The following is a 26,826-nucleotide window of genomic DNA, read 5'->3' on the forward strand; positions in this document are numbered from 1 at the left end:
ATTTTTTGAATGGGAAAAATCTCACTACCTACGCCCAAATACACTTCGATACACGAAATAGAATACTGGATAAAATCCCTGGATGCCCTTATAATAGTAGAAAATTGTCTTTATCTGAGAATGGGGGTCGATCGTTTTTGAGAAATGTCTTTTCCTTTTTAAAACCCTATAAACTCCAGGCTGTTTTAGCCTTTTTGCTGATGCTTGTAGAACTGTCGGTGGAATTACTTCTTCCTTTGTTTCTCGGGTTGATGATCGACCAGGGAGTAATGAACCAGGATATTAATAATATTGTTATGTGGGGAAGCATCATGATTGGCCTCGCATTTATTTCCTTAATTGCTGGTGTATTAAATTCATTTTTCTCTTCGCATGTAAGTTTCGCGTTCGGTTACGATATTCGTCAAAAGTTATTTGAAAAGATTCAAGGATTTTCCTTTGCCAACCTGAATCAGTATCCAACTTCAGGACTCGTAACTAGATTTACCAATGATATTAGACAAATTCAAAATACGGTATTTATGGCTTTACGTATTATGGCAAAATCACCACTGACAGTAGTTGGTGGTGTCATCATGGCGTTTGTGGTGAACGCCAGATTGGCAGTAGTCTTTCTAGTAACGGTTCCACTGCTCATCTTATTTCTATTATGGGTTCTTAAAATTGCGAGTAAACTTTTTACCAAGGTCCAGGGGAAAGTTGATGATGTGAACAGAGTCATGCAGGAGAATCTTGCAGGGATGCGCTTGATTAAAGCGTTTACAAGACGGGATTATGAAGAGACACGTTTTACGGAAGCAAATGCCGGCTTGGCAGACACAACTCGTAAAACTTTCCGTTTTGTCGAATCCTCTACACCTGTACTACTCTTTGTGATGAATATGAGTATCATTTTCATTATCTGGTTTGGAAACACCCAGTCCATTGCCGGTCAAGCAAATGTTGGTGAAGTTGTTACGATGGTGAATTATGCGCTTCGTGTAGCCATGGCAATTTCCATGTTTTCCTTTATTATAATGGCCCTTTCCAGAACAAAGGCATCGGCGTATCGTATTGATGAAGTGCTGTCACTCGAAGTAGACCTATTGGATAACCTGGAAGCAGATCAGGAAATGGCAGTTACAGATGGTAAAGTTTTATACAAAAATGTATCCTTCCATTATCCAGGAACTGACAAACCGACATTAAAGGATATTACATTCACTGTTAACGGTGGAGAAAAGCTTGCAGTTATCGGTGCGACAGGTTCTGGTAAAACGTCGATGTTCCAGCTTATGCCACGTTTGTATGATGTCAATAACGGGGAAATATTCGTAGACGACCAACCAATTACTTCCTATTCATTTGAACAGATTCGAGGAAGTATTGGCTATGTTCCACAAAGCCCTCTCCTATTCTCCGGTACGATAACAGATAATATTGCATGGGGTAAAAAAGATGCGATGACCGAAGAGATTATTCAGGCTGCAAAAGATGCCCAAATTCACGAAACCATTATGGAGCTTCCCAATCAGTATGAAACAAGAGTTGGTCAAAAGGGTGTTAACTTATCTGGTGGGCAGAAACAGCGTATATCCATCGCCCGTGCATTAATCAGAAAACCAAAAATTTTAATGTTGGACGATAGTACAAGTGCACTTGATTTAGCTACAGAATCACGATTACTCGATGCGCTTGAAAAATACAACTGTACCATTTTAATTATTACGCAAAAAGTTTCCACAGCAAGTAGTGCCAATCGAATTTTACTTCTTAATGAAGGTGAAATTCTCAATATTGGTACACATGATGAATTACTGAAAACGTCACAACTCTATAAAACGATTGTTGAATCCCAATTTGGAAAGGAGTATGAACATGTCAAATAGTTCCTTAAAAGCTCCTTTTCAATATGAAAGAATTCCAATTGAGAATATAACAACAGATAATAAGAAAAAAGCCAAAAATATGGGTGCGACACTAAAACGGATTTGGAATTATTTAGCAGTGGAAAAAGCAAAGCTCACGCTTGTCATCCTAATGGTAATGGCTAGCTCCGGTTTAGCTCTTCTCGGTCCTTTCTTAGTAGGTATGGCCATTGATGATTTTATCGTAATGCAGCAAACCGCTGGCCTTGGCATGCTATTAATCAGTTTAATCGTTGTCTATTTATTTCATTCTTTATCGATTTTCTTGCAGAACTTTTGGATGATTGGCATTGCCCAAAATACGGTATACACGTTACGTAAGGATCTGTTTAAGCAATTCCATCGTTTGCCAATTTCCTATTTTGATAAGCGGCAGCATGGTGAATTGATGAGCCGATTAACCAATGATATCGATAATGTAAATAATACATTGAACCAATCCGTTATTCAGATTTTTTCCAGTATTCTCACCTTGGTTGGCACAATTGCTGTCATGCTTTATTTAAGCCCTATACTGACTGTAGTAACAATGTCCGTCGTCCCGGTTATGTTCTTTGCGATGAAGTGGATTACAAAACGTACGGGTCCATTATATAAATTGCAGCAAAGGAAGTTAGGGGAAGTTAACGGTTATGTGGAAGAAATCGTTTCAGGTCAGCATGTAGTTAAAACCTATTCACAGGAAGATATGGTTATTGGACAGTTTGAACAACGAAATAACGAATTGAAAAATACCGGTTTCTGGGCACTCGCCATTTCCGGCTTAATTCCAAAGGTCATGAATATGTTAAACTTCCTTAGCTTTGGATTGATTGCATTAATTGGTGGTATTCTCGTCATTGTCTACGATCAGCAACTGGTCACTGTTGGTACGATCGTTATTTTCACCGAATATGCCCGTCAGTTCACTCGTCCGCTTAATGAATTATCCAATCAGTTTAATGTCCTCTTGTCAGCAATTGCTGGTGCGGAGCGCGTATTTAATGTCATGGATGAAACACAGGAAGAAATGGACGAAACAAAAGCAATTGAGATTTCCAGTACAAATGGGAATATTAAATTTGAACATGTTTCATTCGGTTACGAGGAAACGAAAATACTAAATAATATCAGTTTTGAAGCGCAAACCGGTGAGACGGTTGCCTTCGTTGGTCATACGGGAGCAGGGAAAACAACGATCATCAACTTGATCTCCCGCTTTTATAATTACGATGAGGGAAAAATCACCTTAGATGGAGTTGATATAAAAAATATAAAGCGAAGCAGTCTCCGTGAGCAAATGGCCTTTGTATTACAGGATTCCTTCCTTTTTCACGGTACGATTCGGGATAATATCCGGTATGGTCGATTGGAAGCGACGGATAAAGAAGTTGAAAATGCCGCAAAGGATGCCAATGCACATGACTTCATTGTGAAGCTGCCTAATGGTTATGACACAATCCTTGATCAGGATGGCAGTGGTATCAGTCAGGGGCAGAAACAATTGCTTACCATTGCCAGAGCGCTACTAGCAGAGCCATCCATTCTCATTCTGGATGAAGCAACAAGTAATATTGATACGATTACCGAATTGAAAATCCAGGATGCATTAGAACGACTGATGGCTGGTAGAACCAGTTTTGTCATTGCTCACCGGTTAAATACCATCCAAGAAGCAAATACAATCATTATGCTCGAACATGGAGAAATCATAGAAAAAGGCGACCATGAACAACTAATTAAACAAAAAGGCCACTACTACCAACTCTATAAAGGCCAACTGAATTAAGCTACCACTATGGTGCCTGTCACTTCCCGGATTTTGTCATATTTTGTCGAGCTATTACTACCCTTCCCCCTTCTTGTCGAGGGTGACAGGCATAACTTTTTAATGATAGACTAAGGGTAAGTATGTACACAGATAATTAAATTGAGGTGAATACGTTGGGCAGAAAAGGTACGATGGTAGAGAAAGAAATTGAAAGTAAATACTTACAGGAAACAATGACTTTAAAGATTTATCAGCCAGAGGCATTCTCCCCTCTGTATAAATATAATATCTGTATGATGCAAGATGGAAATGACTACTTTCAAATGGGAAGGGTTGCTACATTAAGTGACAAACTTCATGAAAGTCATGAAATAACGAATACAGTATTTGCTGGTATTCATTACAAGGATAAACATGATCGGCGAAAAAAGTATCATCCGAGTGGTGAGCAAAACGAAGCCTATACGAAATTTCTAGTTAATGAAGTCGTACCTTTATTGGATGAACTCATTCCAACCTATCATATGGGACAATCAAGAGCGTTAATGGGAGACTCCCTAGCAGGTACATTAGCACTGATGACTGCAATTAAATACCCAAACACGTTTGGTAAAGTCATTATGCAATCCCCTTACGTTGATGAGAAAGTATTAAATTTGGTCAAAAACACGGACACTCTGAACTCCATTGATATTTATCACACCATTGGCGAACAGGAAACCAAAGTTAATATGACAGATGGAAATACAGCTGATTTTCTCAAGCCCAACCGTGAGTTAAATGACCTTTTGAATGCAAAAGGTTCTACGTATCATTATTATGAAATAGAATCCGGAGAACATACGTGGAAATATTGGCAAAAAGATATGCCCCGTGTATTAACAACGATGTTTAATTAATTTTTTTCTAACACAATTTTTGCTATACTGATTAAAAATCATATCCTAATTTTACAGGAGGTTTTCTCATGAATTATGGTATTGCTATTTTTCCATCGAAACCAATTCAGGATCAGGCAAATGCATTAAGAAAACGTTATGACCCACACTACTCATGGATCCCGCCCCATATTACACTGAAGGAGAAATTTGAGGCAGACGATAATAAACTTAATGAATTAATTTCTGAACTCAAAACAATTGCAAATGCTACAGAACCATTCACGATCAATATTGATAAAGTAAGATCATTTGCGCCGATCACGAATACAATCTATTTCAAAGTGGAACCAATTCAGGTTTTGTTGGACTTACAGGAAAAAATGAACACAGGTAAATTTAAGGACACAAACAAGCATCCATTTGTTCCACATATAACAATTGCACAGGATCTTTTGGATGATGAGTATTCAGATGTTTACGGCAGATTGGAAATGGAAGAATTTCATCTTGAAGATCAAGTAGACCGCTTCCAATTGCTATATCAGCTTGACAACGGTTCTTGGACCGTTTATGAAACATTTGTATTTGGAAAGGAATAAATAACGTATGAACACGAAGAAAGTAAACACGAGAGAAGAACTTGAACACGCGTATAAAGTAAGGATGAAAGTATTCGTCGAGGAACAAAACGTCCCACCTGAAGAAGAGCTGGATGAGCATGATGCATCGGCAACACATTTCGTTACTTATGATAATAATAATCCGATTGCTGCAAGCCGTCTCCGTTTTGTAGACGAATACGGAAAGCTTGAGCGAATTTGTGTGATCAAAGATTATCGTGGAAAGTCCTACGGCAAACAAATCATTATTGAAATGGAGAAAGTCATTACAGAAAAAGGGTATAAAAACGCAAAGCTAAATGCACAAACACATGCAGAAGAATTTTACAAGAAACTAGGGTATGAAACAGTGTCAGGCGAGTTTCTCGATGCAGGTATACCACATGTTACAATGATTAAAAAACTATAACAAAAAAATGTGTGCCATACGTTGTGTGGTGCACTTTTTTCTTGCCCTTTAACTTCATTTCAATTCAATCAAATTAAAACAATCTTGATGCATGTTTCCAGAAATCTCGGTTAACCTAAAAACTGAATGCAAAGTGTAAGGGGACTGGATTGTATGTCTGGATATATATCAATGTTTTTTGAAACAATTTTTGGCTTTTTTGCTTTATTTTTAATCACAAAAATTTTGGGGAAATCCCAAATCAATCAGATTACTCCTTTTGATTTTATTTCCGCCTTATTATTGGGAGAACTCGTAGGGAATGCATTATTCGATGAGAAAGCTGGTATTCCTGAAATTGCCTTCGTAGTTACTGTGTATGGAATATTATTATACAGTACGGAAATTATAACTCAGAAATTTAAAGGTACACGACATTTAATTGAAGGTAGCCCAGCAATTGTTATTTATAACGGGAAGCTTATTCGTGATACGATGAAAAAAAACAAACTCGATGTCAATCAACTTCAACATTTACTCCGGGCAAAAGATATATTCTCTTTACAGGAGGTCGAATTTGGAATTTTAGAAGCAAATGGAACCATTTCTGTGTTAAAAAAATCTGATTATCAAACGCCGAGCAGAAAAGATATGAAGCTCTCTCCACATGATGTTAGTTTACCGACAACATTAGTCAATGATGGTGAGATTATATACGATAATCTAAAAGAGAAAAATCTTACAGAGGAATGGTTGATCGAAAAATTAAAGGAACAAGGCTACGACCATCTTGAGGAAATTTTTTATGTGGAATACGTAAAGAACACTGATCTATTGGTCCACCCAATCCTAAATAGAAATCATCAAAGATGGGACTTGGATTAATACATGTTGGCATGAAAAAAACACTCATTACTTAACATGAGTGTTTTTTAGTTTTGATTAAACAAAGTCACTAAAATGCCTCCCCTTACCGGTCAACATTCCGATTATTTCTTCTGATGCATTCTGAGATTTTAATTTTTGGTCAGAGCTTCTATTTAATGCATCATATTTGCTTGAGATATCCTGATGCTGTCTATCCAGAACCACTTTAAACGGCCCTTCAATAAAGTGCTTATTTTTCTGTTGTTGTACAACTCGTTTTTGATAATCATTATATTGGTAATGGTCTACTGGCAATATATACCCCATTTCCCTCACCCTTTATCAGATTATTCGAAATATAATACGTATAAATATATAATTTTATGGCTGTTGTTTTGTGCATTATCTATTTCTATACCCCTTTTTTTATTAAAATAACCCTTATTTCAACTATTTTTGAGCTTCTACATATTATATGTGACTGTCTTTTCGAATCTCCTTACCCTTGATTAGGATTAAAAATATACATATGCCCACACCATCCAAGACATGACACATATCCTATAAGGAAAGTAAAATCATTTTTTGAAAGGAGTTATTTTTCATGGGTTGTGGAAAAAAATTCGATACAGGTAACTGTGTAGCAGATATTTTAAAAGACATCGTAGAAGCACAAAATGATATCGTGGAAAATTGCTGTGACACGAGTTGTGACCAGTCAATCAGTGACTTATTAGGTGAGTCTGATAACGGCAATGGTTTAGATACAGTACCGGTAATTCTATATTGCAAGGACTGTAAACCGTTTAAAGGGTTCGGTGCTCCAAGACACAACGGTGGTATTGGTGATATCGTTGCAAGCTTTATATTCAGAGTTAAAAAAGTAGACGACGACAACTGTGCGGTTCTTGAATTACTGTTGAAAGACGGCGAAACTTGTGGTCATGATCATCTTAAAGATCCTACAGACCAAGACACGCATAACTTGGAAGCTACTGGAATCTGCCTAACTGTTGATCTTGATTGCTTCTGTCATGTAACATGTCTTCCAGCAATTAGTGCATTCAACAACTAATAAGCAAATTAAAAACACCATTGAAGGAGAAATACTCCTCAATGGTGCTTTTCTTTAGGCTATTTCTAGAAGATTAATACTGTTACCACAAAATCTGTAAACCTAACTTAAAATCCAAGGAGTTGCACATCACTTATTTCATCGATTGCAATTTGGATAGCTGTTTTTCGATTCGCTGGTTTTATGAATACATTATTCTCCTCAAAGCCTGTTACAATTCCCCTATAGTTTTTCCCATTCGTCTTTATTTCACATCTTACCTGTGGTGCAAAATCCGGACGGTTTAAAAAATAATTTATTTTTTCTGGAATATCCATTTCCTTAAAGTTCTTTCTTTTAGGTGCTTCTTCTTTACCTTTCACCTGATGAGGTTCTTCCGTTTTAAATTCCTGTTGAAAAGAATTTTGCCTTCTGTTCAATTTTTTTGGTACACTCACCACTTCATCTACAGTTGAACTTTCTTGCTTAGCCTTTTTCCTGCTGCTCAGATAACTATGTTGCATCGGAGCCTGTGCATTCCCAATATTCGGTTGATGAATATAGAGCAGCGGATCATTGGCGTATTTTTTTTTCTCACGCATGTATAAATCTCTCCTTCCTTCTTTCCTCAACCCATTATATGAACCCATTAATTAAAATGTTATGATTACTTCACTTATCTGGTAGCAAAAAAGCATCTTCCCCAACCAGGAAAGATGCCCCTTTCGTCAAAATTATACTAAATATCCCATAAACGTTGTTGCCAATCCAAAATAAATGAGGATGGAGATAATATCATTGATCGTTGTAATAAATGGTCCGGATGCTACTGCCGGGTCAATATGGAGTCGATGCATAATCATAGGTATTAATGCTCCTGCAAGGGTGGCTACGATCAACGAAGCCATGATCGAAAACCCGACTAGCAAGCCGAGAAAGAGATTCCCCTGCCATACATAAATAACAATGGCAATCAGTACACCACATATACTGCCAGTGATTAGTCCGGTAGCTGCTTCACGCATCATTAACTTCATTTTCCCCTGATTCGAGTATTCCCCAGTTGCAAGCCCTCTAACTGCAACCGCCAACGCCTGAGTACCCGTATTTCCTGCCATCCCTGCGATTAAAGGAATGAAGATAGCAAGTACTGCGACCTGGTTCAATGTAGCTTCAAACCTTCCAATCAAACTCGCAGTGAAAAGTCCTAGGAATAATAATATAATAAGCCATGGAAGTCTTTTCTTCGCTGATGTAAATGCCGAGTCATCTTTTCTGTCTGTGTCGGACATCGCAGCTAATCTCGTGTAATCCTCACTTGCCTCTTCTTCCATAACATCCAAAATATCATCGACAGTAATAATCCCCAATAGATGATCTTGAAAATCCACAACAGGTAATGCAAGGAAATCATAATCTCTGAACATTTGAGCGACATCTTCCTGATTTTTGGCAACAGAAACTGCGACGACTTGGGAACTCATGATTTCATCGATAATGACGTCATCATCGGCAACAATTAAGTCCCTGATCGATACTACCCCAACAAGACGTTTATCCTCATCAAGTACGAATAAGTAATAAATCGTTTCAGCGTCCGGCGCTTCTTTTTTGAGCAGCTGCATCGTTTTTCTTACTGTCTGATCTTTAAAAATCGCAACATACTCGGTAGTCATAATACTACCAGCTGTTTTCTCTTCATAATGAAGCAATTGTTTTATTTCATCAGCCGCTTCTTTATCCATAATAGTTAGGAAACTGGCAACTTGTTCTTTATCCAATTCATTTAAAATATCCACCGCATCATCGGCAGGCATTTCCGAAAAGACCATTGCTGCATATCGTGGATCCATTTCGGTAAAATAATACGCTACATCTTCCAATTCAATATTGATCATCACTTCAGACATTTCTTCGGGTGCTAAATAACTATATATATTTTCTCTTTTTGAATTTTCCTGTTCTTTGAAAAACATTGCTTGATCATATGGATGCATTTCCAGAAAATCTATCCTGAAATCTTCAATGTTTTCTTCGTCTAAAGATGTTTGGACAATTTGAAAAAGTTCTTTATATTTCTCTTCGTATTGTTCATCATAGCTGTCTTGCTTCATCCTCTTTCCCCTACTTTCTTCCTTGGCATTTACAACAATGCTCCTACATATTTTCCCTGCATGTCGCTATTTCAAACGATATCATCTTCTCTAATTGTAAAAATAAAATAATTTCCTGTAAAATGGATAACAATATTGATATATATTATGTAGAGATTGTTTGCGCTTCTACCGGAACTATAATAAATAAAATCGAATCAGAATGCAACTGAGCGAAAGGGGGTTATTGTATGAAAATGGATGTAATTGGGGATATTCATGGTTGTGTGGATGAACTTCATGAACTCTTTTTGAAATTGGGATACATGTTTGAAAATGATATTTATATTCATCCAAATGGAAGAATTCCTGCTTTCGTTGGCGATATCACAGACCGCGGCCCTGACTCATTGGCTGTTATCAGGCTTGTATATAAGATGGTCGTAAACCAGCAAAAGGCTTATTATGTACCTGGTAATCACTGTAATAAATTATATCGCTTTTTCCTTGGTAATAAGGTTCAGGAGAAACACGGGCTAGAAACAACCGCTGCTGAATACCGTGCATTGAATACGCGGGATCAGAAGTTTATTAGTAAACAATTTATCACTTTGTACGAACAGGCTCCCCTTTACCTGCACGTTCCTGAACTGAATGTTATTGTAGCACATGCTGGAATTAAAGAAAATCTGATTGGACGTACGGACAAAAAAGTAAAAACGTTTGTATTGTATGGAGATATTTCAGGAGAGTTTGATACTGAGGGGCGACCTATTCGGGGAGACTGGGCAAAGCACTATCATGGAGACACTTGGATTGTATATGGACATACCCCAGTAAAAGAGCCAAGAATGGTAAATAAAACGATTAATATTGATACAGGTTGTGTATTTGGAAACAAGCTGACGGCATTCCGTCTACCAGAGGAGAAAACAGTGACCGTTTCATCGAAACAGCCACTTCTGGATGAAAAATTTAATGATTTCCCCTAAAATTAACACGCGATATCACTTCTTGCATATCTTTTGGCAGATCTGTTTGGAGTTGGATTCTTTGCTTTGTTATCGGATGCTCGAAGCTGAGCTCACAGCAATGCAAGGCTTGTCTTGTCATTAACGTTAAGGAACCTCCATACAGATCGTCCCCTGCCAATGGATGCCCCAAATAGGAAAAATGCACCCGAATCTGATGGGTTCTGCCTGTTTCCAATTCAATAGCCACTAGGGTATGGTCGCCAATACTTTTTTGTTTAAAGTAATGGGTTTCAGCTTGTTTACCCGTTTCATTTACTTCCCGTTCAATTATCGAACCTGTTTTCCGGGCGATGGGCTCATTGATTGTTCCGGATCCAGAATTCAACATACCTTCAACAATCGCCGTATACGTACGTTTTATTTTCCCAGATTTCTGAGAAACCGCAAGTAGTGAATGACTGTATCTGTCTTTAGCAATTAAAACTAATCCGGAAGTATCCGCATCTAGTCTCGTAACTACATGGACGGTATTAGATTCGTTATGATGATGCTCATAATGAGCAAGCAACCCATTGGCCATTGTGCCGGATAAATGATTTGGAGAAGGCATCGTAGCCATTCCTGCAGGTTTATCCAGAACAATAACGGCATCATCTTCATATACAATATTCAAATTCATTTTCTCAGGATTTAGCGCCCGACTAACCTTCTCTTTCGGGAACTCAATCTCTAGTACATCACCCTCCACTAATTTATATCTGACATTCTGTTTGATCCCATTCACTTGAATACTTCCACCATCATGTTTTACTGCGATAATGATTCGTCTCGAAAAACCATGAACATGTTGCAGATATTCCCGGATAATCATTCCTGTATGCTGCTTATCGATTACCCATTTCATAATGATAACTCCTCACATTCTACCTGTCTTCTTCTGCTACGAAAGAATCACGTACCCTGTTCCAGAAAGGAAACTGGCGGAATCGGGCAAAACGAACCCTCTCTTGTGCCACACGGCATTGGATTGATTTTACATTTTGATAATTTTTCGTAAAATGATCAATTTGAATTAGAAAACTACTATCCACCATTGGCTTAAGAAAACACGTATGATGCTTTGGCAAAATCAATGGGGAACCAATCGTACGGAAAACTCGATTATTAATCGATGCATTTTCCGTTATTTGGATTGCTTCCAGTGATGGATGGAGAATCGCCCCACCTAAAGCTTTGTTATACGCTGTACTACCAGACGGTGTCGAGATACAAATACCATCTCCACGGAACGTTTCAAAATGTTCTCCCTTGATCTCTACATCAAAAACCACAGAAGACCCATCAGCAGTCTTTATCATCGCTTCATTCAAAGCAAGATAACGATCTTCTTTTCCGCCTGTTTTTGCGCGAATAATAACTTCTAGCAAAGGATATTCCACCGTTTGGAAAGGTGTTTTTGCGATTTCAATAATTAATTTCTCTACTTCATCCGGTGTCCAATCCGTATAGAATCCTAAATGCCCTGTATGTACACCAATAAAGGCAGTTGATTCCAAGCGATGGACATATCGGTGGAATGCTTCGAGAAAAGTCCCGTCACCGCCTACAGAAATAACAAGATCGGGTTCATCTCGATCATATATTAGATCGAAGTCGGATAAATACTGCTTCATCGTTGCTTTAATCTTATTTGAACGTTCATCACCTTTTGAAACTATTTTAAACTTCATCTATAATCTCTCCTAACAATACAATTCTATTTCCGATGAAAAATTCGTTGTGCTTCCTGTATTTCACTTCTAATTTTGGACATCTCCTCGTCCAGCTTAAAAGCCGCTTCCGATGCTCGCTGAAGTCTAGATTGAACTTCTACTGGCAATTTGCCTTCGTATTTATAATTTAATGAGTGCTCATTCGTTGCCCAGAAGTTCATGGCCAATGTACGTATCTGTATCTCTGCCAAAATAATCTTCTTACCGTGTATCGTTTCTACCGGGTATTCTATTATCATATGATAAGAACGGTATCCACTGTCTTTTTTATTTAAAATATAGTCTTTCTCTTCAATAATGGAAAAATCACTGCGGCTATGCAACATGTCCACGATGGTGTAGATATCATCAACGAATTGACAAACAACACGAACCCCTGCAAGATCTTGAATTTCCGTCTCAATTACATCCTTTTCAATATTTCTTAATTCTGCTTTTTCAACGATGCTTTGAATTGGCTTTACACGTCCAGTAACAAATTCAATTGGCGAATGACTGGACTCGAATTCAAATTGCAATCGCATTCCCCTAAGCTTTACTTTTAATTCCTCAACAGCTTGTTTATAAGGTGCAAGGATAGCTTCCCAATTCATTTAAATCATCCTTATATTTTTCAAATAGTAACCATCCCTATTTTACCATATAGGATGAAAATGGCTAATCTTTGCATTGACGTTATTATTTAGCCATAATAAATAATAACCTATTTTTTCAACTTGGGGGACATAAAAAATGACACAAGAAATAGAAATTGAATATAAGAACTTATTAACGAAAGCTGAATTTGACCGATTGCTTTATGGTCTTCCCTTTCCACTTTCCGGAAAAAAACAGACAAACCATTACTTTGAAACGAAAGATTTCTTACTCAAAGAAAATGGCTGTGCACTGAGAATAAGGGAAAAGGAAGGTAGATATCAATTAACTTTAAAAGAACCACACCCGGAGGGGCTGTTGGAAACACATGATTGGCTAACAAATCATGAGGCAAACAGCTGGCTCGACGGTCATATTATCCCCAAAAAAAATACAGAAAAACAGTTGCTGGAACAAGGCATTGCCATAGAAAAACTTCTTTATTGTGGACAGCTAACTACCGTACGCAGAGAAATACCGTACCAAGATGTATTACTTGTGTTGGACAACAGCACATATCACGATCAGGAAGATTTTGAATTTGAACTGGAAGCCAAGACTAGAGAAACCGGACTCCAAATGTTTCAACATATATTATCAGAACATCATATACAACATAGAGAAACACCAAACAAAATTGAGAGATTTTTCTATTCCATGAAAGATTAGGTATAATTAACTATACCTCCCTAAATCAGATTTGTTGCTCTAGCATCAATCCGTTGCTACAATATAAATAAGGAGAGTTGTTATGGAACAGATTACTCATGGAACAATTTACGAAGCCATTGGCGGATTCGATACAATAAACAAACTCGTACATGCATTTTATAAACGAGTTGGAAATCATCCAAAATTAATCCCTATTTTTCCCGATGATCTTTCGGAAACGGCTCGTAAACAAAGCCTGTTTCTAACCCAATTTTTTGGTGGTCCAAGACTCTATGAAGAAGAGCGTGGTCACCCTATGATGAGAAGGCGGCATTTGCCGTTTGAAATTACGCCATCAAGAAGAGATGCCTGGCTTGCATGTATGGCAGAAGCATTGATTGAAGCAGAAATTGAAGAACCCTATCGCACAGCTATATTTGAAAAATTGACCCTTACTGCAAACCACATGATGAACACGCCAGAATAAGAGAAAGGAGAATTCGATGTGAGTTGGAACCAAACTGGGCTGACAAGCTCAAATCACACAAACACATCGGCCACTTATAGCTATATTGATTATGTACAAAAACCGATAGAAATTTATGTATTTATTGACCCACTTTGCGCAGAGTGCTGGTCACTTGAACCTTATTTGAAAAAGCTGTCTGTTGAATATGGGCGATTTTTCACCATACGTCAAATTGTCAGCGGACACTTAACTTCATTAAATACAGATACATTTGATAAACCAAAGAAATTGAAAGAGATTTGGGAAAAGACAGCAAAACGCACAGGAATGAGCTGTGACGGAGATTTATGGGTAGATAATCCTGTCACATATCCATGGATTGCATCACTGGCAATCAAAGCTGCGGAACTGCAAGGTAAAAAAGCTGGAAAATTATTTTATCGTAAACTGCAGGAAAATTTATTCCTGAAAAAACAGGATATATCTACAGAAGAGGTACTCACTCAATGTGCACAAGAAGCAAAACTGGATATTGAAGAATTTGAAAAAGATCTTTTCTCACCATCTGCCCAAAAGGCTTTCCAATGTGATTTAAAATTGACCAGAGAAATGGATGTTGACTATATCCCAACGATTGTCTTCTTTAATCAAATTATTGAAGAAGAAGGAATTAAGATTTCTGGACTTTATCCGTACGATATATATGAACTTGTTTTAAAAGAGATGTTGCAGCGCACACCAATCCCTTCTGTAAAACCACCATTAGAACAATTCCTGGAGCATTATGAAATTGTGGGGACGAAGGAAATTTCAGTCGTATATGACTGGTCACTTACAAAAACAGAAAAAGAGATGAAAAAACTTCAATTCCAGCAAATCGTCGAAAGAATCCCAGCAAAATATGGATCATTCTGGAAATATATAAGTTAATTAAAGCCTTCAGGAGGGCTTATTTTTTTGTGTTCATTTCACTATGTGATGAGAATCGTTTTAAAAAAGCCGGTTTTCTAAAGATTCGTTGGGTGATTACAAGTAAGAATACGTATCAAAGAGTCTAAAAAAAGACAAAAAGAAAGGATATACGGGGCAGCGTATATCCTTATTCCGTCTTTGTATATATACAAAGGGGGATGGGAGAAAGTTTCATGATCAAACAAAAGGGGTTTTTGTTTGTATTTAACTTACATTATTATAATATCAAGAAAATCTTATCATTTCAACAGTTATGTGCATACATTCACAAAAAGTTCACTTCTAATACATAGTTTATTAACATATATTAGCTATTAATAGCGATAGTAATAGTCTAGAGGTTGAAGTTGGGTGGTGGATTGAGGTCTGGCGATTGATTCGTTGCTGCTCGGATAAATGGCAACTGATTAGGGATTGAGATTCCGCAGATCCAGGTTGTTTTTCCGCGGATATTTCTATATTTTCGCGAATGGCTTTCTTAACCGTAAATAGGTGCATTTTATCCCGCATCATGTATCACCGTGATTCTAGAATTTATTATCTTATACTGGAGTGATTTCAATGCGTGATTTTTACCCTGTATTCTTTCTGATACTGACTTTTGTTGCATTTTTTCTAAATATTCTTGGATTAATGAAACTCATTCCGCTTTATTTTACGTTGCCGTTGTTCTTTGTATCCATCTATCTAACCTTATATTCCATGACACACCGAAAGGTCTACAGAAGATCAAGATAGGGGAACCGGATTACTCCGGCTCCCCTATTTTTTATTAGCACTATTTATAATTAAATCATGTTAATTATCCCAATAACAATTTTTCCATTTCATTTAACTTTTCTTCAAATACATCGAGTGCATCTAGTATCGGTTGTTTGGATGTCATGTCAACGCCAGCTTTTTTCAGGACTTCTATTGGATAGTCACTGCTTCCAGCTTTCAGGAAGTCGAGATAACGGTCTATCGATCCCTCATTGTCTTCGAGAATGTTATTTGCTAGTGCAGTTGCAGCGGAATATCCGGTTGCATACTGATACACATAGTAATTGTAGTAGAAATGCGGGATTCTTGCCCACTCCAGACCAATCTCTTCATCCGAAACAACAGCATCTCCGAAATATTTTTTGTTCAGCTCGTAATAAACTTCTGTCAGCTTATCTGCTGTCAATGCTTCGCCATTTTGAGCTCTAACATGGATATCATGTTCAAATTCAGCAAACATTGTTTGACGGAAGACCGTTCCACGGAATCCTTCCAGAAAATGATTCAAGATATAAAGCTTCTGTTTCTCATCATCTAGGTTTTTCAGCAGGTAATCATTTAACAATGCTTCATTTGTAGTAGATGCAACTTCTGCTACAAAGATCGAGTAATTCCCATATCGGTAAGGCTGATGTTTTCTTGTATAATAACTGTGTACAGAGTGCCCTAATTCATGTGCCAATGTAAATGTATTATTAACATTATCTTGCCAGTTCATAAGGATATATGGGTTTGTACCATATGCACCGGATGAGTATGCACCACTGCGTTTTCCTTTGTTTTCTTCCACATCAATCCAGCGGTTATCAAAGCCTTCTTGAAGAATTTCTGCATAGTCTCTTCCCAATGGTGCTAATCCTTTTGTAACATGTTCTTTAGCTTCTTCATAGGTTACCTTCATTTCAACGTCTTTTACAAGCGGCGTGTAAAGATCATACATATGAAGTTCATCAACACCCAACACTTTTTTGCGCAACTCTGTGTATCTGTGAAGTAATGGTAATTTTTCATTTACTGCTTCTACCAGGTTATCGTAAACCTGTTCAGGAATATTATTATTATCCAATGCAGATTGACGGGCAGATTCATAATTGCGGATTTTTGCATCGAAATTATGTGCTTTTACATTACCTGTCAATGTTGAAGCGAATGTATTTTTAAATTTACCATATGTTTCATACATGGCTTTGAAAGCATCTTTCCTAACACGACGGTCTTTTGATTCTAGGAACGTGGAGTATCTTCCATGTGTCAAATCCACTTCTTCTCCATCTTCATTCTTAATGGACGGGAAAGTCAAGTCTGCATTATTCAGCATACCGAATGTTTGTGCAGAACTTCCCATTGGTTCAGAAGCTTCAGCAAGTAGGGATTCTTCTTTTTCGCTGAGCACATGGGGACGTTGACGATTGATTTCATCCAAAACTTTTTTGTACATTTGCAACGCTTCTTTTTCATTTAAAAAGCTATTGATTTTGTCTTCATCCATGCGAAGCACTTCCGGCACAATATAGCTCATTGAACTACCCGCCAATGTTAGAACCATTTCAGCCTGTGAGTTTAACCCTTGGTAATGGGAATTCGTTGTATCCTGATCATATCGCATATGTGAATAGGTATATAATCTACCGAGTCGTTCCGAAAGCTCATCCTGAAGCTTTAGCAATTCATATAAGCTATCGGCGGATTCGGATAACTTCCCTTTGTATTGTTCTATTTTTGGAATATCCTGTTTTAATTTCTTTAATTCATCTACCCATGCTTCATCTGTTGTGAAGATATCTTCCAATCTCCAAGTGGAATACAATGGTACCTCACTTCGTTTAGGTAATTCCTTTGTTGATTTTGTCATGAAAAATTCCTCCTTTGTCTCTATATACTATTATTTCTAGATTTCTGCTAAAATTCCTTTAAAATACATCGTATATATTTAGTATAACGAAATACTTTGGATTCATGCTTGTATTTTGCCCAAGTTTTGGAAAGTTAATTTTCTCAGAAGCATATCATCACCTTCTATTGCATCTTCAACATTTTTATAAAATTGGAATTGTAGTTTTTTTTGATAGATGCCAGTAGAAACTCTTTGTACGTAATTTAGTTGTTCTAATACATTCAAATACTGTTCTATGGGGTTTATACTGGGAGCAATTAGTGGGAATGCAGCATCGCTAATGATGCGATTTTTTAATAAATGTATGCATAGATCGATACTAAATATTGCATCAATAGGTAAAGGAAGAATGATTTCTAGAACGATTTTACTCTGCCAATTCCATAATGGGGATTTCATTAGATGCTGCGAGAGAACTGGAAGATGAATTGCAGATGGTATAATCTGAGGATGGAGCCCTTTATAATATAACCATTTACTCCAGGTAAGTTCATCACCATATAACTTATTTCTTGGTCTCAACCTGAATTGTCGCTTCTCATTCAACCACAACTTTAATTTTTCCTTAGCCGAGAATATATTCAAGTGAAATAAATCAGGAAATTTCATTTTATGAAGTGCTGTGACATTTATTTTGCCAACAGCCGTCGTATTTTTGACTATAAAAATATCTTGAATTGTTGAAAACTGAGAAGTGTAGGGGTGAAAGTAATATAATACCGATGGAGTTTCCGAAGTGTACTGGTGGATGAATTGCCTTGTGAATTGATCCAATTTAAAGCTATTTGCATTGTAACGTCTAAAATGATTGGCACCGATAATCCAAATTGGAAAAATTCCGGCAGCTTTATACCCTCTGTTCCGTTTTTGTATTTCATCTGTCGCTATTCGCGCACATTGATATTCGATAGCAATTTGCTTGTTATTTACAGATAACAGGATATCTGGCCGTTGCTGAATTTCCCGTAAATATGCTTCCAGTCTGACGTCCATGTTATATCTTCTGAGCCATTCATATAGCTGCAATTTCCCATGCTCATGTTCCATGCCTTCTCCTCCTTCACGCGAGAGGCAATCGAGGTTTGATTGATGAGCAAAATGCGCAATCATTTGATTTCCTGCCTTTATAATTACAGGGCTTTTACATACAGGACAATAAAATCTTTCTCCTCCCTTTCTAAGATTCTGAACAACTTCACGCTTCATTGTGGCAAGCGTGATATACCTTCCATTTTTATTTACTGCTTGCAGCATAATAACCACCTCCGTCTACATAAGTTATTCGACAGAAATATATAAAATCCTGCAAAAAAATAGACATCCTTTTCTAGAATGTCTACACTTCAACCGGAAAATAGGTTCTCACTTGTGAAAATGTATCTGTTTCGAAGATTTTCTTGCCGTATTCTTCTAACAGATGAACCGATACATCAGAATCATTAGCAAATTCGAGCACCTGGCTGATTACATCTTCCTGCTTATGATCATCAAGCACATCGTGAGAAAATTCCATATACAAATAATACGTTTCCTTATAATGGTAGAGCGTCTCTTCTCCAAAATCAGATAGTTCGTGGAAATAGTGACTCAGTTGAATCACATCTTCAAAGTCTTGGAATTCAACAATAATCCACAGGTTATCATCATCTAACATTTCATTATCATCACTCTCAGCAGCAACATTTTTACCAAATTTGTCTTCGAGTAAACTTTCAATTTTCTCATCAACTGGGAGTTCAAGACTATTACCGTCTTCTGTATCCAGTTCAAGATTTTCTCCGTTTTTCGATACCTTCGCTTTTGTAACTACTATTTCCAACCCCTTTTCCATTGCCTGAACCTGAATCCATAAAGGGCCATCCGGATTAAAATCTTCTTTATAATTAACTTCGTCCATCATTTGCCAGAAAAGTTGTTCACTGCGTTCACGATTATACCAGATCTCTTCACGTTCAAAACCAAGATCTTCTATATCCATATACGAAATATAAAATTTTATTGTATTTTCATTAATTCTTTCTATTTCCATTTTTAATTCTCTCCCTTCAAATAAAAAAATAGCTGTTTCGTCCTTCCAAGCATCTTTTGACGTTAATTTTTAAGGAAAAACAGTTTAGATGGAAGAGACAACATCACCATTATTATCTGTTAAAAACAGTATCTCTATATAGTTATTTCTTACCCTTAATAATATAACTCTAACCATCTCTACTTATCTTCTTACCACTATTGTATGATAGTGTACTGCATCTTGGAAATTAATATGCCTATAAAACGGATTAAAAAATCACCTGTTTTAACTTAAGAATATATAGGAAGAGTTAGTAAGATATTGTAAACCATTACTACGGATTTGTCACCCTAAAAATCTAATATAATAAGAGTAAATCTATTCACAAAAAAAGAAAAGACGCAGTTCCATTAGGAACATGCGTCTTATTATGTTAATTTTAGATACGTTTTCAAAGAAACGGTTAGTTAACCATCCTTTGAGCTTCGCGCAACTGAAAAGTACGTACAGTTCTAGGTAGAAATCTGCGAATCTCATCTTCGTTATAACCAACTTGCAGACGTTTTTCATCCAAAATAATTGGACGTCTAAGTAACCCTGGATTCTTTTGAATCAGACTGAACAAATTTTTCATCGGTAATTGTTCAATATTAACATCCAGTTTTTGAAAAACCTTTGATCTTGTTGAAATGATCTCATCCGTACCATCTTCAGTCATACGCAATATTTCTTTAATTTCGTCAAGTGTCAATGGTTCCGAGAAAATATTACGCTCTGTAAACGGAATGTCATGTTCTTCCAACCATGCTTTTGCCTTCCTGCAAGAAGTACAACTAGGTGAGGTATAAAGTGTTACCATGGAACTTCACTCCTCATTTTTTAAGTGTGTTATGTTGATTTTAGAGCACCTTATTTAGCTTATTAAATTAAAATAAGTTTAAATTACCCATATGTATAATTATACTACATTTGTCAATCAAAAGGTAGAGGATATTCTAGAATAATAAGGTAATTTAATAATTTTTATAACTCTTATCACCATTTACTATGTAAGATACCCCACTTTAATTTCAATTAAACCTTCTAAATGAAAAAAATCCAAAGAAAAAACCGTTCATCTTTGTAACCGTTTACTTCTAAATTTTCTAAAAATATGCAAAAAATGCTTGCAAATAACTAAATTAACTATTATGATAATTAACATAACCAAAGATGTTAGGAAAACTAACATGAGAGAAGGGGTGGAATATTGATGAAAAAGATTGAGGCAATTATCCGGCCGGAGAAATTCCAGAAATTAAGAAATAATCTTTCTGCAATTGGAATTGGCGGTCTAACAGTAACTGAAGTAGCTGGTACAGGAAAGCAAAAAGGACAAACTGGTGTTTACCGATCCACCGAATTCCATATCCAACTACTTCCCAAGCTAAAAGTAGAGATGGTCGTAGAGGATTCGAGGTTAGATGAAATTATCGATATCGTCATCGAAAGTTGCAAAACAGGTAATATCGGGGATGGAAAAATATTTGTGTATCCTATTGAAGAAACCATTCGTATTCGAACTGGAGAACGTGGAATGCAAGCAGTTTTATAACAAATTGAGGGGGAAATTCCTATGTTAAAGAAAAGTTTATTGATATTCTTCGTTATATTCCTAATTGCGACACCTGTTTATGCTGCTGCACCGACAGTAAAATCGTTGGAACTATCCATTAATATGGTATGGGTGATGCTTGGAGCAGTGCTCGTATTCTTTATGCATGCTGGATTTGCTATGGTAGAATCAGGTTTCACAAGGTCGAAAAATACACTTAATATTTTAATGAAAAATTTTATAACAATTAGTCTGGCAGCCTTGCTCTTCTTTATTGTTGGGTATGGAATTATGTTCGGAACTTCTGCTGGTTCATTTGTGGGTGTTGATGGTTTCCTTCTTAGCGGGGTGGAGGACATCGGGTTCTTCGTCTTCCAAGCAATGTTTGTAGCTACTTGTGCGACAATTATCTCTGGTGCTGTTGCAGAGAGAATTAAATTAGGCAGTTACGTACTAATTGTTGCAGCAATGACTGCTGTTATTTATCCATTCGTTGGACATTGGATTTGGCAAGGCGATGGTTGGTTAACTGCTATCGGTTTCAGTGATTTTGCAGGATCAACTGTAGTGCATTTAACTGGTGCTGTTGGAGCAGTCTTGGTCGTTCTAATTCTTGGACCTCGCCTTGGTAAGTACAACGGCAAAAAAGTTAATGTTATCCAGGGGCATAACATTCCACTAGGTGCACTTGGCGTATTTATTCTATGGTTAGGTTGGTTCGGGTTTAATGGTGGTAGTACACTTGCTGCTGATCCTTCACTTGTACCGATGGTTATCGGAACAACTTTACTTTCCACGTCAGCTGCACTAATTTCTTCAGCCTTGTATACAAAGCTGCGTTTTAAAAAAGTGGATGCTTCTTTATCCATGAACGGTGTTTTAGGTGGACTCGTCGGTATTACCGCAGGATGTGCAGAAATCTCACTTGGGGGCTCAATTATAGTCGGAATTATTTCTGGTTTAGTGTTAGTTGAAGGTATTCGTTTCTTAGACACAAAATTAAGAATTGATGATCCAGTAGGTGCTATAGCAGTTCACGGGATTTGTGGTATTTGGGGAACATTAGCGGTTGGATTATTCTCTACTTCAACAGGATTGTTTTATGGTAATGGTTTACCCCAATTAGGCATACAGGCTACTGGGGTAATTGCAATAATTGCGTGGGTTTCTCTTACGATCGGAAGTTTCACTTACCTACTTAATAAGGTTTCTCCGATACGTGTTTCTGAAGAAGAAGAAATTTCAGGTTTGGACTTTGCAGAGCATGGTTCAAATGCATACAACTTCAAAGATAGCCTATTGGATAGCGACGACATGACAACTTCAAGAAGTATTCCGTTAGCTGATCGATTAAATAGTGACATTCCATTGGTTAATGCTAAGAAAACTTCTTAAAATAAGTTGAAAATTAGAGACTCAACTTTCGCATCAATAAAATAAGTTCAAACATTAAATGGGTTAACCTAAGAATGTTTCTAATAATCCCTTTGCTAACCTGGGTAGAAATAAGGCTGTTTTCATAATGTTTATTGCTTTTTAAGTATCGCAGAGTTGAGATAAAATGCGACGTATCTACTGATCGATATCTATAAGATTGTGCTTTTCCCGCCGTCTGGGATCGCTCTGGGCGGATGCTTTCCGCGGGCACGGCCTCAGCCTCCTCGAGAAAAGCACTCTGCGGGGTCTTCGGACACGTGCTGTTCCCGCTGGAGTCACCGCCCTCCGCTCACCCGGACTAGTGAAGCTGTATGATGTTATTTTAGCTAGTGCAAGTAAAGTAATTGTCAGTAATCTTCTAACCAGCTCTGGGAAATATACGAAGACTCCAGCGGGAGGAAAGGCATAGGTGAGACTCTGAAATGCGTTAGCATGAAGAGGCTCACCAGCCGCCCGTGGAAAGCGCAGTGTATTTCCCAGAGCGGTCGCCGAAGCTGCTTATCTTACTTCACAGTTTATATAAAAGGCGATAATAAAAAGCAACAAAATTAACGAAAAGAGCCTTGGGATCTCGTTTATTCAGATTGCTCAGCGCAAACAGTTAATCCAAAGTCAACTGAAGCAGTGTATCTCTAGCCCTCCTAGTTCTATTAAGGCTCATTTGTTCATTTCACTCTGCGAAAGTTGCGTTACAGATAAAAAAATTCCTGCCAACATCATCCGGCAGGAATTTTTTTATGATTTTTCCTTCTTTGATTTTTTTAAGCCTTCAAGGATATCTTTTGAATTACGCTTTTCATCATAGCTTAATACTTCCTCAGCTAATTGGTAGGACTTTCCATATATTTCTTCATCTCTGTAAGTGTGGATATCTACATACATTTGTTTCATTTGATCAAATATTACTTCTTCTGAATCATCATTTGGCGACCAATATAAAATTTCCATAGGGGTCTCTTGATTTGTTGCCAAAGAGCGACGATTATATCCAATGGATTGTGCGTGAGTAAATCCTTCCCGATGATAAAAATGTAGTCTTTTTTCAGTATCTGTATCGTCATAATCGACTGGTTCTACTTCCAAAATTATTGGTTTCTTCCTTGCCTTCAATTTTTCAATTAACTTATGCCCGATTCCCTGCCCTCTTGTTTCTGATGAAACCCAAAGATAATCTATAAAAATAAACGTTTCAAACTCAGCGAACATTAAAACATGTGTGGAGCTCTCATCTTTAAAATAGACGTCCCCTTTTTCCTCCAACAGCATTTCCATATGCTTTTTAGATTTCATTTCTTCAACTGGGAAATACTTATTCAATTTTCCATACCAATTCATGGACCTACTCCTTTTACACCTATTTTTATTAATTATAACGAATAAGCGGTCATTTGTTAAATCGAGGAATGTCAGAGTTCAAAAAACAGGCCTGGTAACGAGGCCTGTTTTCTTATTTTCCAATCATATAATCTACATCTTCTGTATAAGTATTACCCGCATTCCAAAGTAAAAATTCATCGATTCCATTTTCATACAAAGCTTTTATTTGTGCTTCCACTTCTGCTTTGCCATATTGCTTCGTTGGCCCACTGTACAGCCATGGCGCTTCGAAATCCTGTATCCAAGGTCTGGATACTGGTGGGTTTTCGAGTGCCCCCAAAACTTCATTTTCAACTTTGGCATATTCAGTAACCAATTCATATGGCTGTTCATCAGGCTTTTCAATGCCAAAATACGATGTCCAATGACTTGGATAAATCATGGATGATATAACGTCAACGTTGTTAGATATTCTGGAAAAGTTTTGGCCAATTCCAGGGGTCTCCTCAATTGTTGCCGCGTAGCCAAAGATATCTACCGAAACATCGACATCATAAGACGACATTTCCTCTCTGGCATACTCAACAAAGTCTGTGACAGCTTCGACACGTTTTTTTATATTATTTAAATCCATATCAGCATAGTCACCTTGTTTGTATTCAAGTTCTTCATCTTTTGTTTCAAATCCTTCAGGAAAACGAACATAATCGAATTGAACTTCCTGGAATCCCATTTCAGCTGCCATCTTAGCTATTTCCACGTTGTACTCCCAAACTTCCTTTTCAAAAGGATTCACAAAAGCCTCGCCTTTATTGTTCACCCATACTTCACCATTTTGAGTGAAAGATAAATCAGGACGTTTCTGAGCGAGTACCGAATCCTTAAACACTACTATTCTAGCAATTGGATAAATTTGCTTTTCCTCAAGCGTTTCCATCATCCCTTTTGGATCAGCAATAAAATTAGTAGCGATTTCTTCATAAGGTGACCCTTCTTCTGGCTTAAATGTTAAATTACCATTGTCTTCTTTAACATCAATAACCATTGCATTTAAATCGGTTGTTTCTACAAGATCAAGAAGCGTGTCAAAACGACTTGATCCAGCTGAATTTCCAGTAACATAAATTCCTCTCACCGCATCCGGATATTCGAAGTTGTAATCTGAATCATATGTAAAACGTTTCATGTTTTTTGATGTATCAATCATTTCGATATTCGTTTGTCTTTCTTTATGTAAGCTCACTTCTTTCGTTTCTTCCCCGCTTGCGTATACAGGATTAGCTGTATGGAGTAGGAGAATTCCTATGAGTACGATCATTGTTTGTTGCCAATTCTGCATATAATCAATCTCCTGTACGTTTTATATTATTAGTATATAGGAAAAGCAGCCTTATTTAAATGGTAAAAAGTAACCAGAAGTAAAATAATTTTAGATAGTATTCCAAATAAATATTCCTCATCCGATAAGGAAAGCATATTTACTTTATTTATCTACCCTCATTCATCAAAAATGAAACACTTGAGTAACTTAATGATAATTAAAAAATACCCTTCTTTGTATGTGAGAAGGGTATTTTTTAAAAATTATAGAATTGCAGTTTCCTTGATTGCATCTTCCAAGGCAACATAATTGTATCCTAAATCATCTGCAACAGCTTCATACGTCACTTTTCCATTGATGACATTTACTCCGCTAAGAATTGCCGGGTTTTCCATTACTGCTTTTGTAATTCCTTTTGAACCAATTTGTGCAGCATATGGAACCGTTACATTCGTTAACCCAACAGTCGCCGTTCGTGGCACCGCACCCGGAATGTTCGCAACCGCATAATGAAGCACATCATGTTTTACATAGATTGGGTCATCATGCGTTGTTGGATGGTCAACAGTTTCAAAGTTACCGCCTTGGTCAATTGCAACGTCTACAATAACAGATCCAGGTTGCATGGATTGGACCATTTCTTCCGTCACAAGTTTTGGCGCTTTTCTGCCTGGGATCAATACAGAACCGATAACCAGATCAGAATCCTTTACTGCATCAGCGATATTGTAAGAATTGGACATTAATGTTTGGATACTTGATCCAAAGATATCATCCAATTCACGTAAACGCGCTGGGTTTAAGTCGATAATGGTTACTTCAGCCCCAAGACCCAATGCAATTCGTGCAGCGTTCGTCCCTACTACTCCACCACCAATGATTGTTACTTTTCCTCGTTTAACCCCAGGGATACCACTAAGAACAATTCCTTTTCCACCTTGTGATTTTTCGAGATATTGCGCACCAAGTTGTGTTGCCATACGACCTGCTACTTCACTCATTGGAGTAAGCAACGGCAATGTACTATTTACAGTTATTGTTTCATAGGCGATTGCCGTTACGTTATGATCTACTAACTCTTTTGCCAATTCAGGCTCTGCAGCCAAGTGAAGATACGTAAATAAGATTAATCCCTCACGGAAATATTTATATTCGGATGGAAGTGGCTCTTTCACCTTCATAATCATTTCCGCTTTTGACCATATGTCTGAAGCGCTCTCAAAAATTTTAGCACCAGCTTCTTTATATTCTTCATTTGTAAAGTTGCTTCCTAGCCCTGCATCTTTTTCAATAATGACCGTTTGTCCTGCATTTATTAAATTAATAACCCCAGCAGGTGTCATTGCAACACGATTTTCATTATTTTTAATTTCTTTAGGTACCCCAATAATCATGTTTACTCTCTCCTTATTTATAAAATTCTTTGTATTGGCAATTGTAACCCCTTACAAGGAAG

At 37.2% G+C, this 26,826-nt stretch carries 26 protein-coding genes; 13 read left to right on the plus strand and 13 right to left on the minus strand.

All coding sequences use genetic code 11. From position 1 onward, the window contains the following. Positions 1-137: 137 nt before the first annotated feature. From ACFOUV_RS11605 to ACFOUV_RS11630, 6 genes are all read left to right on the plus strand, one after another. Entirely contained in the window at positions 138-1,868 is a 1,731-nt protein-coding gene (locus ACFOUV_RS11605; RefSeq protein WP_379496933.1) for an ABC transporter ATP-binding protein, read from the plus strand. Further along, positions 1,858-3,675 (plus strand): ABC transporter ATP-binding protein, encoded by a 1,818-nt coding sequence (locus ACFOUV_RS11610; protein WP_379496934.1) that lies wholly within the window; start codon positions 1,858-1,860, stop codon positions 3,673-3,675. The genes ACFOUV_RS11605 and ACFOUV_RS11610 overlap by 11 nt, the downstream gene beginning before the upstream one ends. 155 nt (positions 3,676-3,830) lie before the next feature. Beyond that, positions 3,831-4,556 carry an alpha/beta hydrolase gene (locus tag ACFOUV_RS11615; protein WP_379496935.1) on the plus strand — a complete coding sequence of 242 codons (726 nt, stop codon included), beginning with the start codon at positions 3,831-3,833 and terminating at the stop codon, positions 4,554-4,556. Between the two features lie 68 nt (positions 4,557-4,624). Further along, positions 4,625-5,137: a YjcG family protein gene (locus ACFOUV_RS11620; RefSeq protein ID WP_379496936.1), complete on the plus strand. Its 513-nt coding sequence runs from the start codon at positions 4,625-4,627 to the stop codon at positions 5,135-5,137. A gap of 7 nt (positions 5,138-5,144) precedes the next feature. Beyond that, a complete protein-coding gene (locus ACFOUV_RS11625; RefSeq protein ID WP_379496937.1) occupies positions 5,145-5,567 on the plus strand; it encodes a GNAT family N-acetyltransferase in 423 nt (140 codons plus the stop codon). Positions 5,568-5,720: 153 nt separating this feature from the next. Next, on the plus strand, positions 5,721-6,431 hold the full coding sequence (locus ACFOUV_RS11630) for a YetF domain-containing protein (protein ID WP_379496938.1): 711 nt from the start codon (positions 5,721-5,723) through the stop codon (positions 6,429-6,431). Positions 6,432-6,488: 57 nt separating this feature from the next. Here ACFOUV_RS11630 and ACFOUV_RS11635 read toward each other — a convergent pair whose 3' ends face one another. After that, positions 6,489-6,740 (minus strand): hypothetical protein, encoded by a 252-nt coding sequence (locus ACFOUV_RS11635; RefSeq protein WP_379496939.1) that lies wholly within the window; start codon positions 6,738-6,740, stop codon positions 6,489-6,491. Positions 6,741-7,017: 277 nt separating this feature from the next. On the opposite strand from ACFOUV_RS11635, the gene ACFOUV_RS11640 reads away from it, so the two are divergent. Then, entirely contained in the window at positions 7,018-7,488 is a 471-nt protein-coding gene (locus ACFOUV_RS11640) for a CotY/CotZ family spore coat protein (protein WP_379496940.1), read from the plus strand. Positions 7,489-7,595: 107 nt separating this feature from the next. On the opposite strand, the gene ACFOUV_RS11645 is transcribed toward ACFOUV_RS11640, so the two are convergent. Continuing rightward, positions 7,596-8,069 carry a CotO family spore coat protein gene (locus tag ACFOUV_RS11645; RefSeq protein WP_379496941.1) on the minus strand — a complete coding sequence of 158 codons (474 nt, stop codon included), beginning with the start codon at positions 8,067-8,069 and terminating at the stop codon, positions 7,596-7,598. A gap of 132 nt (positions 8,070-8,201) precedes the next feature. Continuing rightward, positions 8,202-9,581 carry a magnesium transporter gene (gene mgtE, locus ACFOUV_RS11650; protein ID WP_379496942.1) on the minus strand — a complete coding sequence of 460 codons (1,380 nt, stop codon included), beginning with the start codon at positions 9,579-9,581 and terminating at the stop codon, positions 8,202-8,204. A 230-nt stretch (positions 9,582-9,811) separates the two neighbouring features. Here mgtE and prpE point away from each other — a divergent pair, with 230 nt between their 5' ends. Beyond that, positions 9,812-10,552, plus strand: a complete 741-nt coding sequence (gene prpE / locus ACFOUV_RS11655) for a bis(5'-nucleosyl)-tetraphosphatase PrpE (RefSeq protein WP_379496943.1) — start codon at positions 9,812-9,814, stop codon at positions 10,550-10,552. Here the strand turns inward: prpE and ACFOUV_RS11660 are convergent. The 3 genes from ACFOUV_RS11660 to ACFOUV_RS11670 are packed head-to-tail and all read right to left on the minus strand — an operon-like array spanning position 10,536 to position 12,899. Continuing rightward, positions 10,536-11,438 carry an RluA family pseudouridine synthase gene (locus ACFOUV_RS11660; protein ID WP_379496944.1) on the minus strand — a complete coding sequence of 301 codons (903 nt, stop codon included), beginning with the start codon at positions 11,436-11,438 and terminating at the stop codon, positions 10,536-10,538. The two genes, prpE and ACFOUV_RS11660, sit on opposite strands and share 17 nt — an antisense overlap. A 19-nt stretch (positions 11,439-11,457) precedes the next feature. Further along, positions 11,458-12,264 (minus strand): NAD kinase, encoded by an 807-nt coding sequence (locus ACFOUV_RS11665; protein ID WP_379496945.1) that lies wholly within the window; start codon positions 12,262-12,264, stop codon positions 11,458-11,460. A 26-nt stretch (positions 12,265-12,290) separates the two neighbouring features. After that, entirely contained in the window at positions 12,291-12,899 is a 609-nt protein-coding gene (locus ACFOUV_RS11670; RefSeq protein WP_379496946.1) for a GTP pyrophosphokinase, read from the minus strand. A gap of 139 nt (positions 12,900-13,038) precedes the next feature. On the opposite strand from ACFOUV_RS11670, the gene ACFOUV_RS11675 reads away from it, so the two are divergent. The 3 genes from ACFOUV_RS11675 to ACFOUV_RS11685 all read left to right on the plus strand — a co-directional run bounded on the left by ACFOUV_RS11675 (position 13,039) and on the right by ACFOUV_RS11685 (position 14,992). Beyond that, positions 13,039-13,611, plus strand: a complete 573-nt coding sequence (locus tag ACFOUV_RS11675; protein ID WP_379496947.1) for a CYTH domain-containing protein — start codon at positions 13,039-13,041, stop codon at positions 13,609-13,611. A gap of 82 nt (positions 13,612-13,693) precedes the next feature. Continuing rightward, a complete protein-coding gene (locus tag ACFOUV_RS11680; RefSeq protein WP_379496948.1) occupies positions 13,694-14,080 on the plus strand; it encodes a globin domain-containing protein in 387 nt (128 codons plus the stop codon). Positions 14,081-14,098: 18 nt separating this feature from the next. Continuing rightward, positions 14,099-14,992 carry a ClpXP adapter SpxH family protein gene (locus tag ACFOUV_RS11685; protein ID WP_379496949.1) on the plus strand — a complete coding sequence of 298 codons (894 nt, stop codon included), beginning with the start codon at positions 14,099-14,101 and terminating at the stop codon, positions 14,990-14,992. An 844-nt stretch (positions 14,993-15,836) separates the two neighbouring features. Here the strand turns inward: ACFOUV_RS11685 and pepF are convergent. The 4 genes from pepF to spxA form a co-directional block, all read right to left on the minus strand. Further along, positions 15,837-17,648 carry an oligoendopeptidase F gene (pepF, locus tag ACFOUV_RS11690; RefSeq protein ID WP_379496950.1) on the minus strand — a complete coding sequence of 604 codons (1,812 nt, stop codon included), beginning with the start codon at positions 17,646-17,648 and terminating at the stop codon, positions 15,837-15,839. 102 nt (positions 17,649-17,750) lie between these two features. After that, positions 17,751-18,944 carry a competence protein CoiA gene (locus tag ACFOUV_RS11695; protein ID WP_379496951.1) on the minus strand — a complete coding sequence of 398 codons (1,194 nt, stop codon included), beginning with the start codon at positions 18,942-18,944 and terminating at the stop codon, positions 17,751-17,753. An 82-nt stretch (positions 18,945-19,026) separates the two neighbouring features. Next, positions 19,027-19,719, minus strand: a complete 693-nt coding sequence (gene mecA / locus ACFOUV_RS11700) for an adaptor protein MecA (protein WP_379496952.1) — start codon at positions 19,717-19,719, stop codon at positions 19,027-19,029. A 445-nt stretch (positions 19,720-20,164) separates the two neighbouring features. Then, positions 20,165-20,560 carry a transcriptional regulator SpxA gene (gene spxA, locus ACFOUV_RS11705; protein ID WP_379496953.1) on the minus strand — a complete coding sequence of 132 codons (396 nt, stop codon included), beginning with the start codon at positions 20,558-20,560 and terminating at the stop codon, positions 20,165-20,167. Positions 20,561-20,953: 393 nt separating this feature from the next. On the opposite strand from spxA, the gene ACFOUV_RS11710 reads away from it, so the two are divergent. Both ACFOUV_RS11710 and ACFOUV_RS11715 read left to right on the plus strand, forming a co-directional pair. Continuing rightward, positions 20,954-21,295: a P-II family nitrogen regulator gene (locus ACFOUV_RS11710; protein WP_379496954.1), complete on the plus strand. Its 342-nt coding sequence runs from the start codon at positions 20,954-20,956 to the stop codon at positions 21,293-21,295. A 21-nt stretch (positions 21,296-21,316) separates the two neighbouring features. Next, the gene (locus ACFOUV_RS11715) at positions 21,317-22,690 is read left to right on the plus strand and encodes an ammonium transporter (protein ID WP_379496955.1); all 1,374 of its coding nucleotides are present in this window, start codon (positions 21,317-21,319) and stop codon (positions 22,688-22,690) included. A 777-nt stretch (positions 22,691-23,467) separates the two neighbouring features. On the opposite strand, the gene ACFOUV_RS11720 is transcribed toward ACFOUV_RS11715, so the two are convergent. The 3 genes from ACFOUV_RS11720 to ald form a co-directional block, all read right to left on the minus strand. After that, a complete protein-coding gene (locus ACFOUV_RS11720; RefSeq protein ID WP_379496956.1) occupies positions 23,468-24,067 on the minus strand; it encodes a GNAT family N-acetyltransferase in 600 nt (199 codons plus the stop codon). A gap of 112 nt (positions 24,068-24,179) precedes the next feature. Then, positions 24,180-25,388, minus strand: a complete 1,209-nt coding sequence (locus ACFOUV_RS11725; protein WP_379496957.1) for a putative glycoside hydrolase — start codon at positions 25,386-25,388, stop codon at positions 24,180-24,182. A 245-nt stretch (positions 25,389-25,633) separates the two neighbouring features. Next, positions 25,634-26,764, minus strand: coding sequence for an alanine dehydrogenase (ald, locus tag ACFOUV_RS11730; protein ID WP_379496958.1), 1,131 nt, complete (start codon positions 26,762-26,764; stop codon positions 25,634-25,636). Between the last annotated feature and the right edge of the window lie 62 nt (positions 26,765-26,826).

The sequence above is a fragment of the Oceanobacillus longus genome, assembly GCF_042650085.1.
Taxonomy (GTDB): domain Bacteria; phylum Bacillota; class Bacilli; order Bacillales; family Amphibacillaceae; genus Oceanobacillus; species Oceanobacillus longus.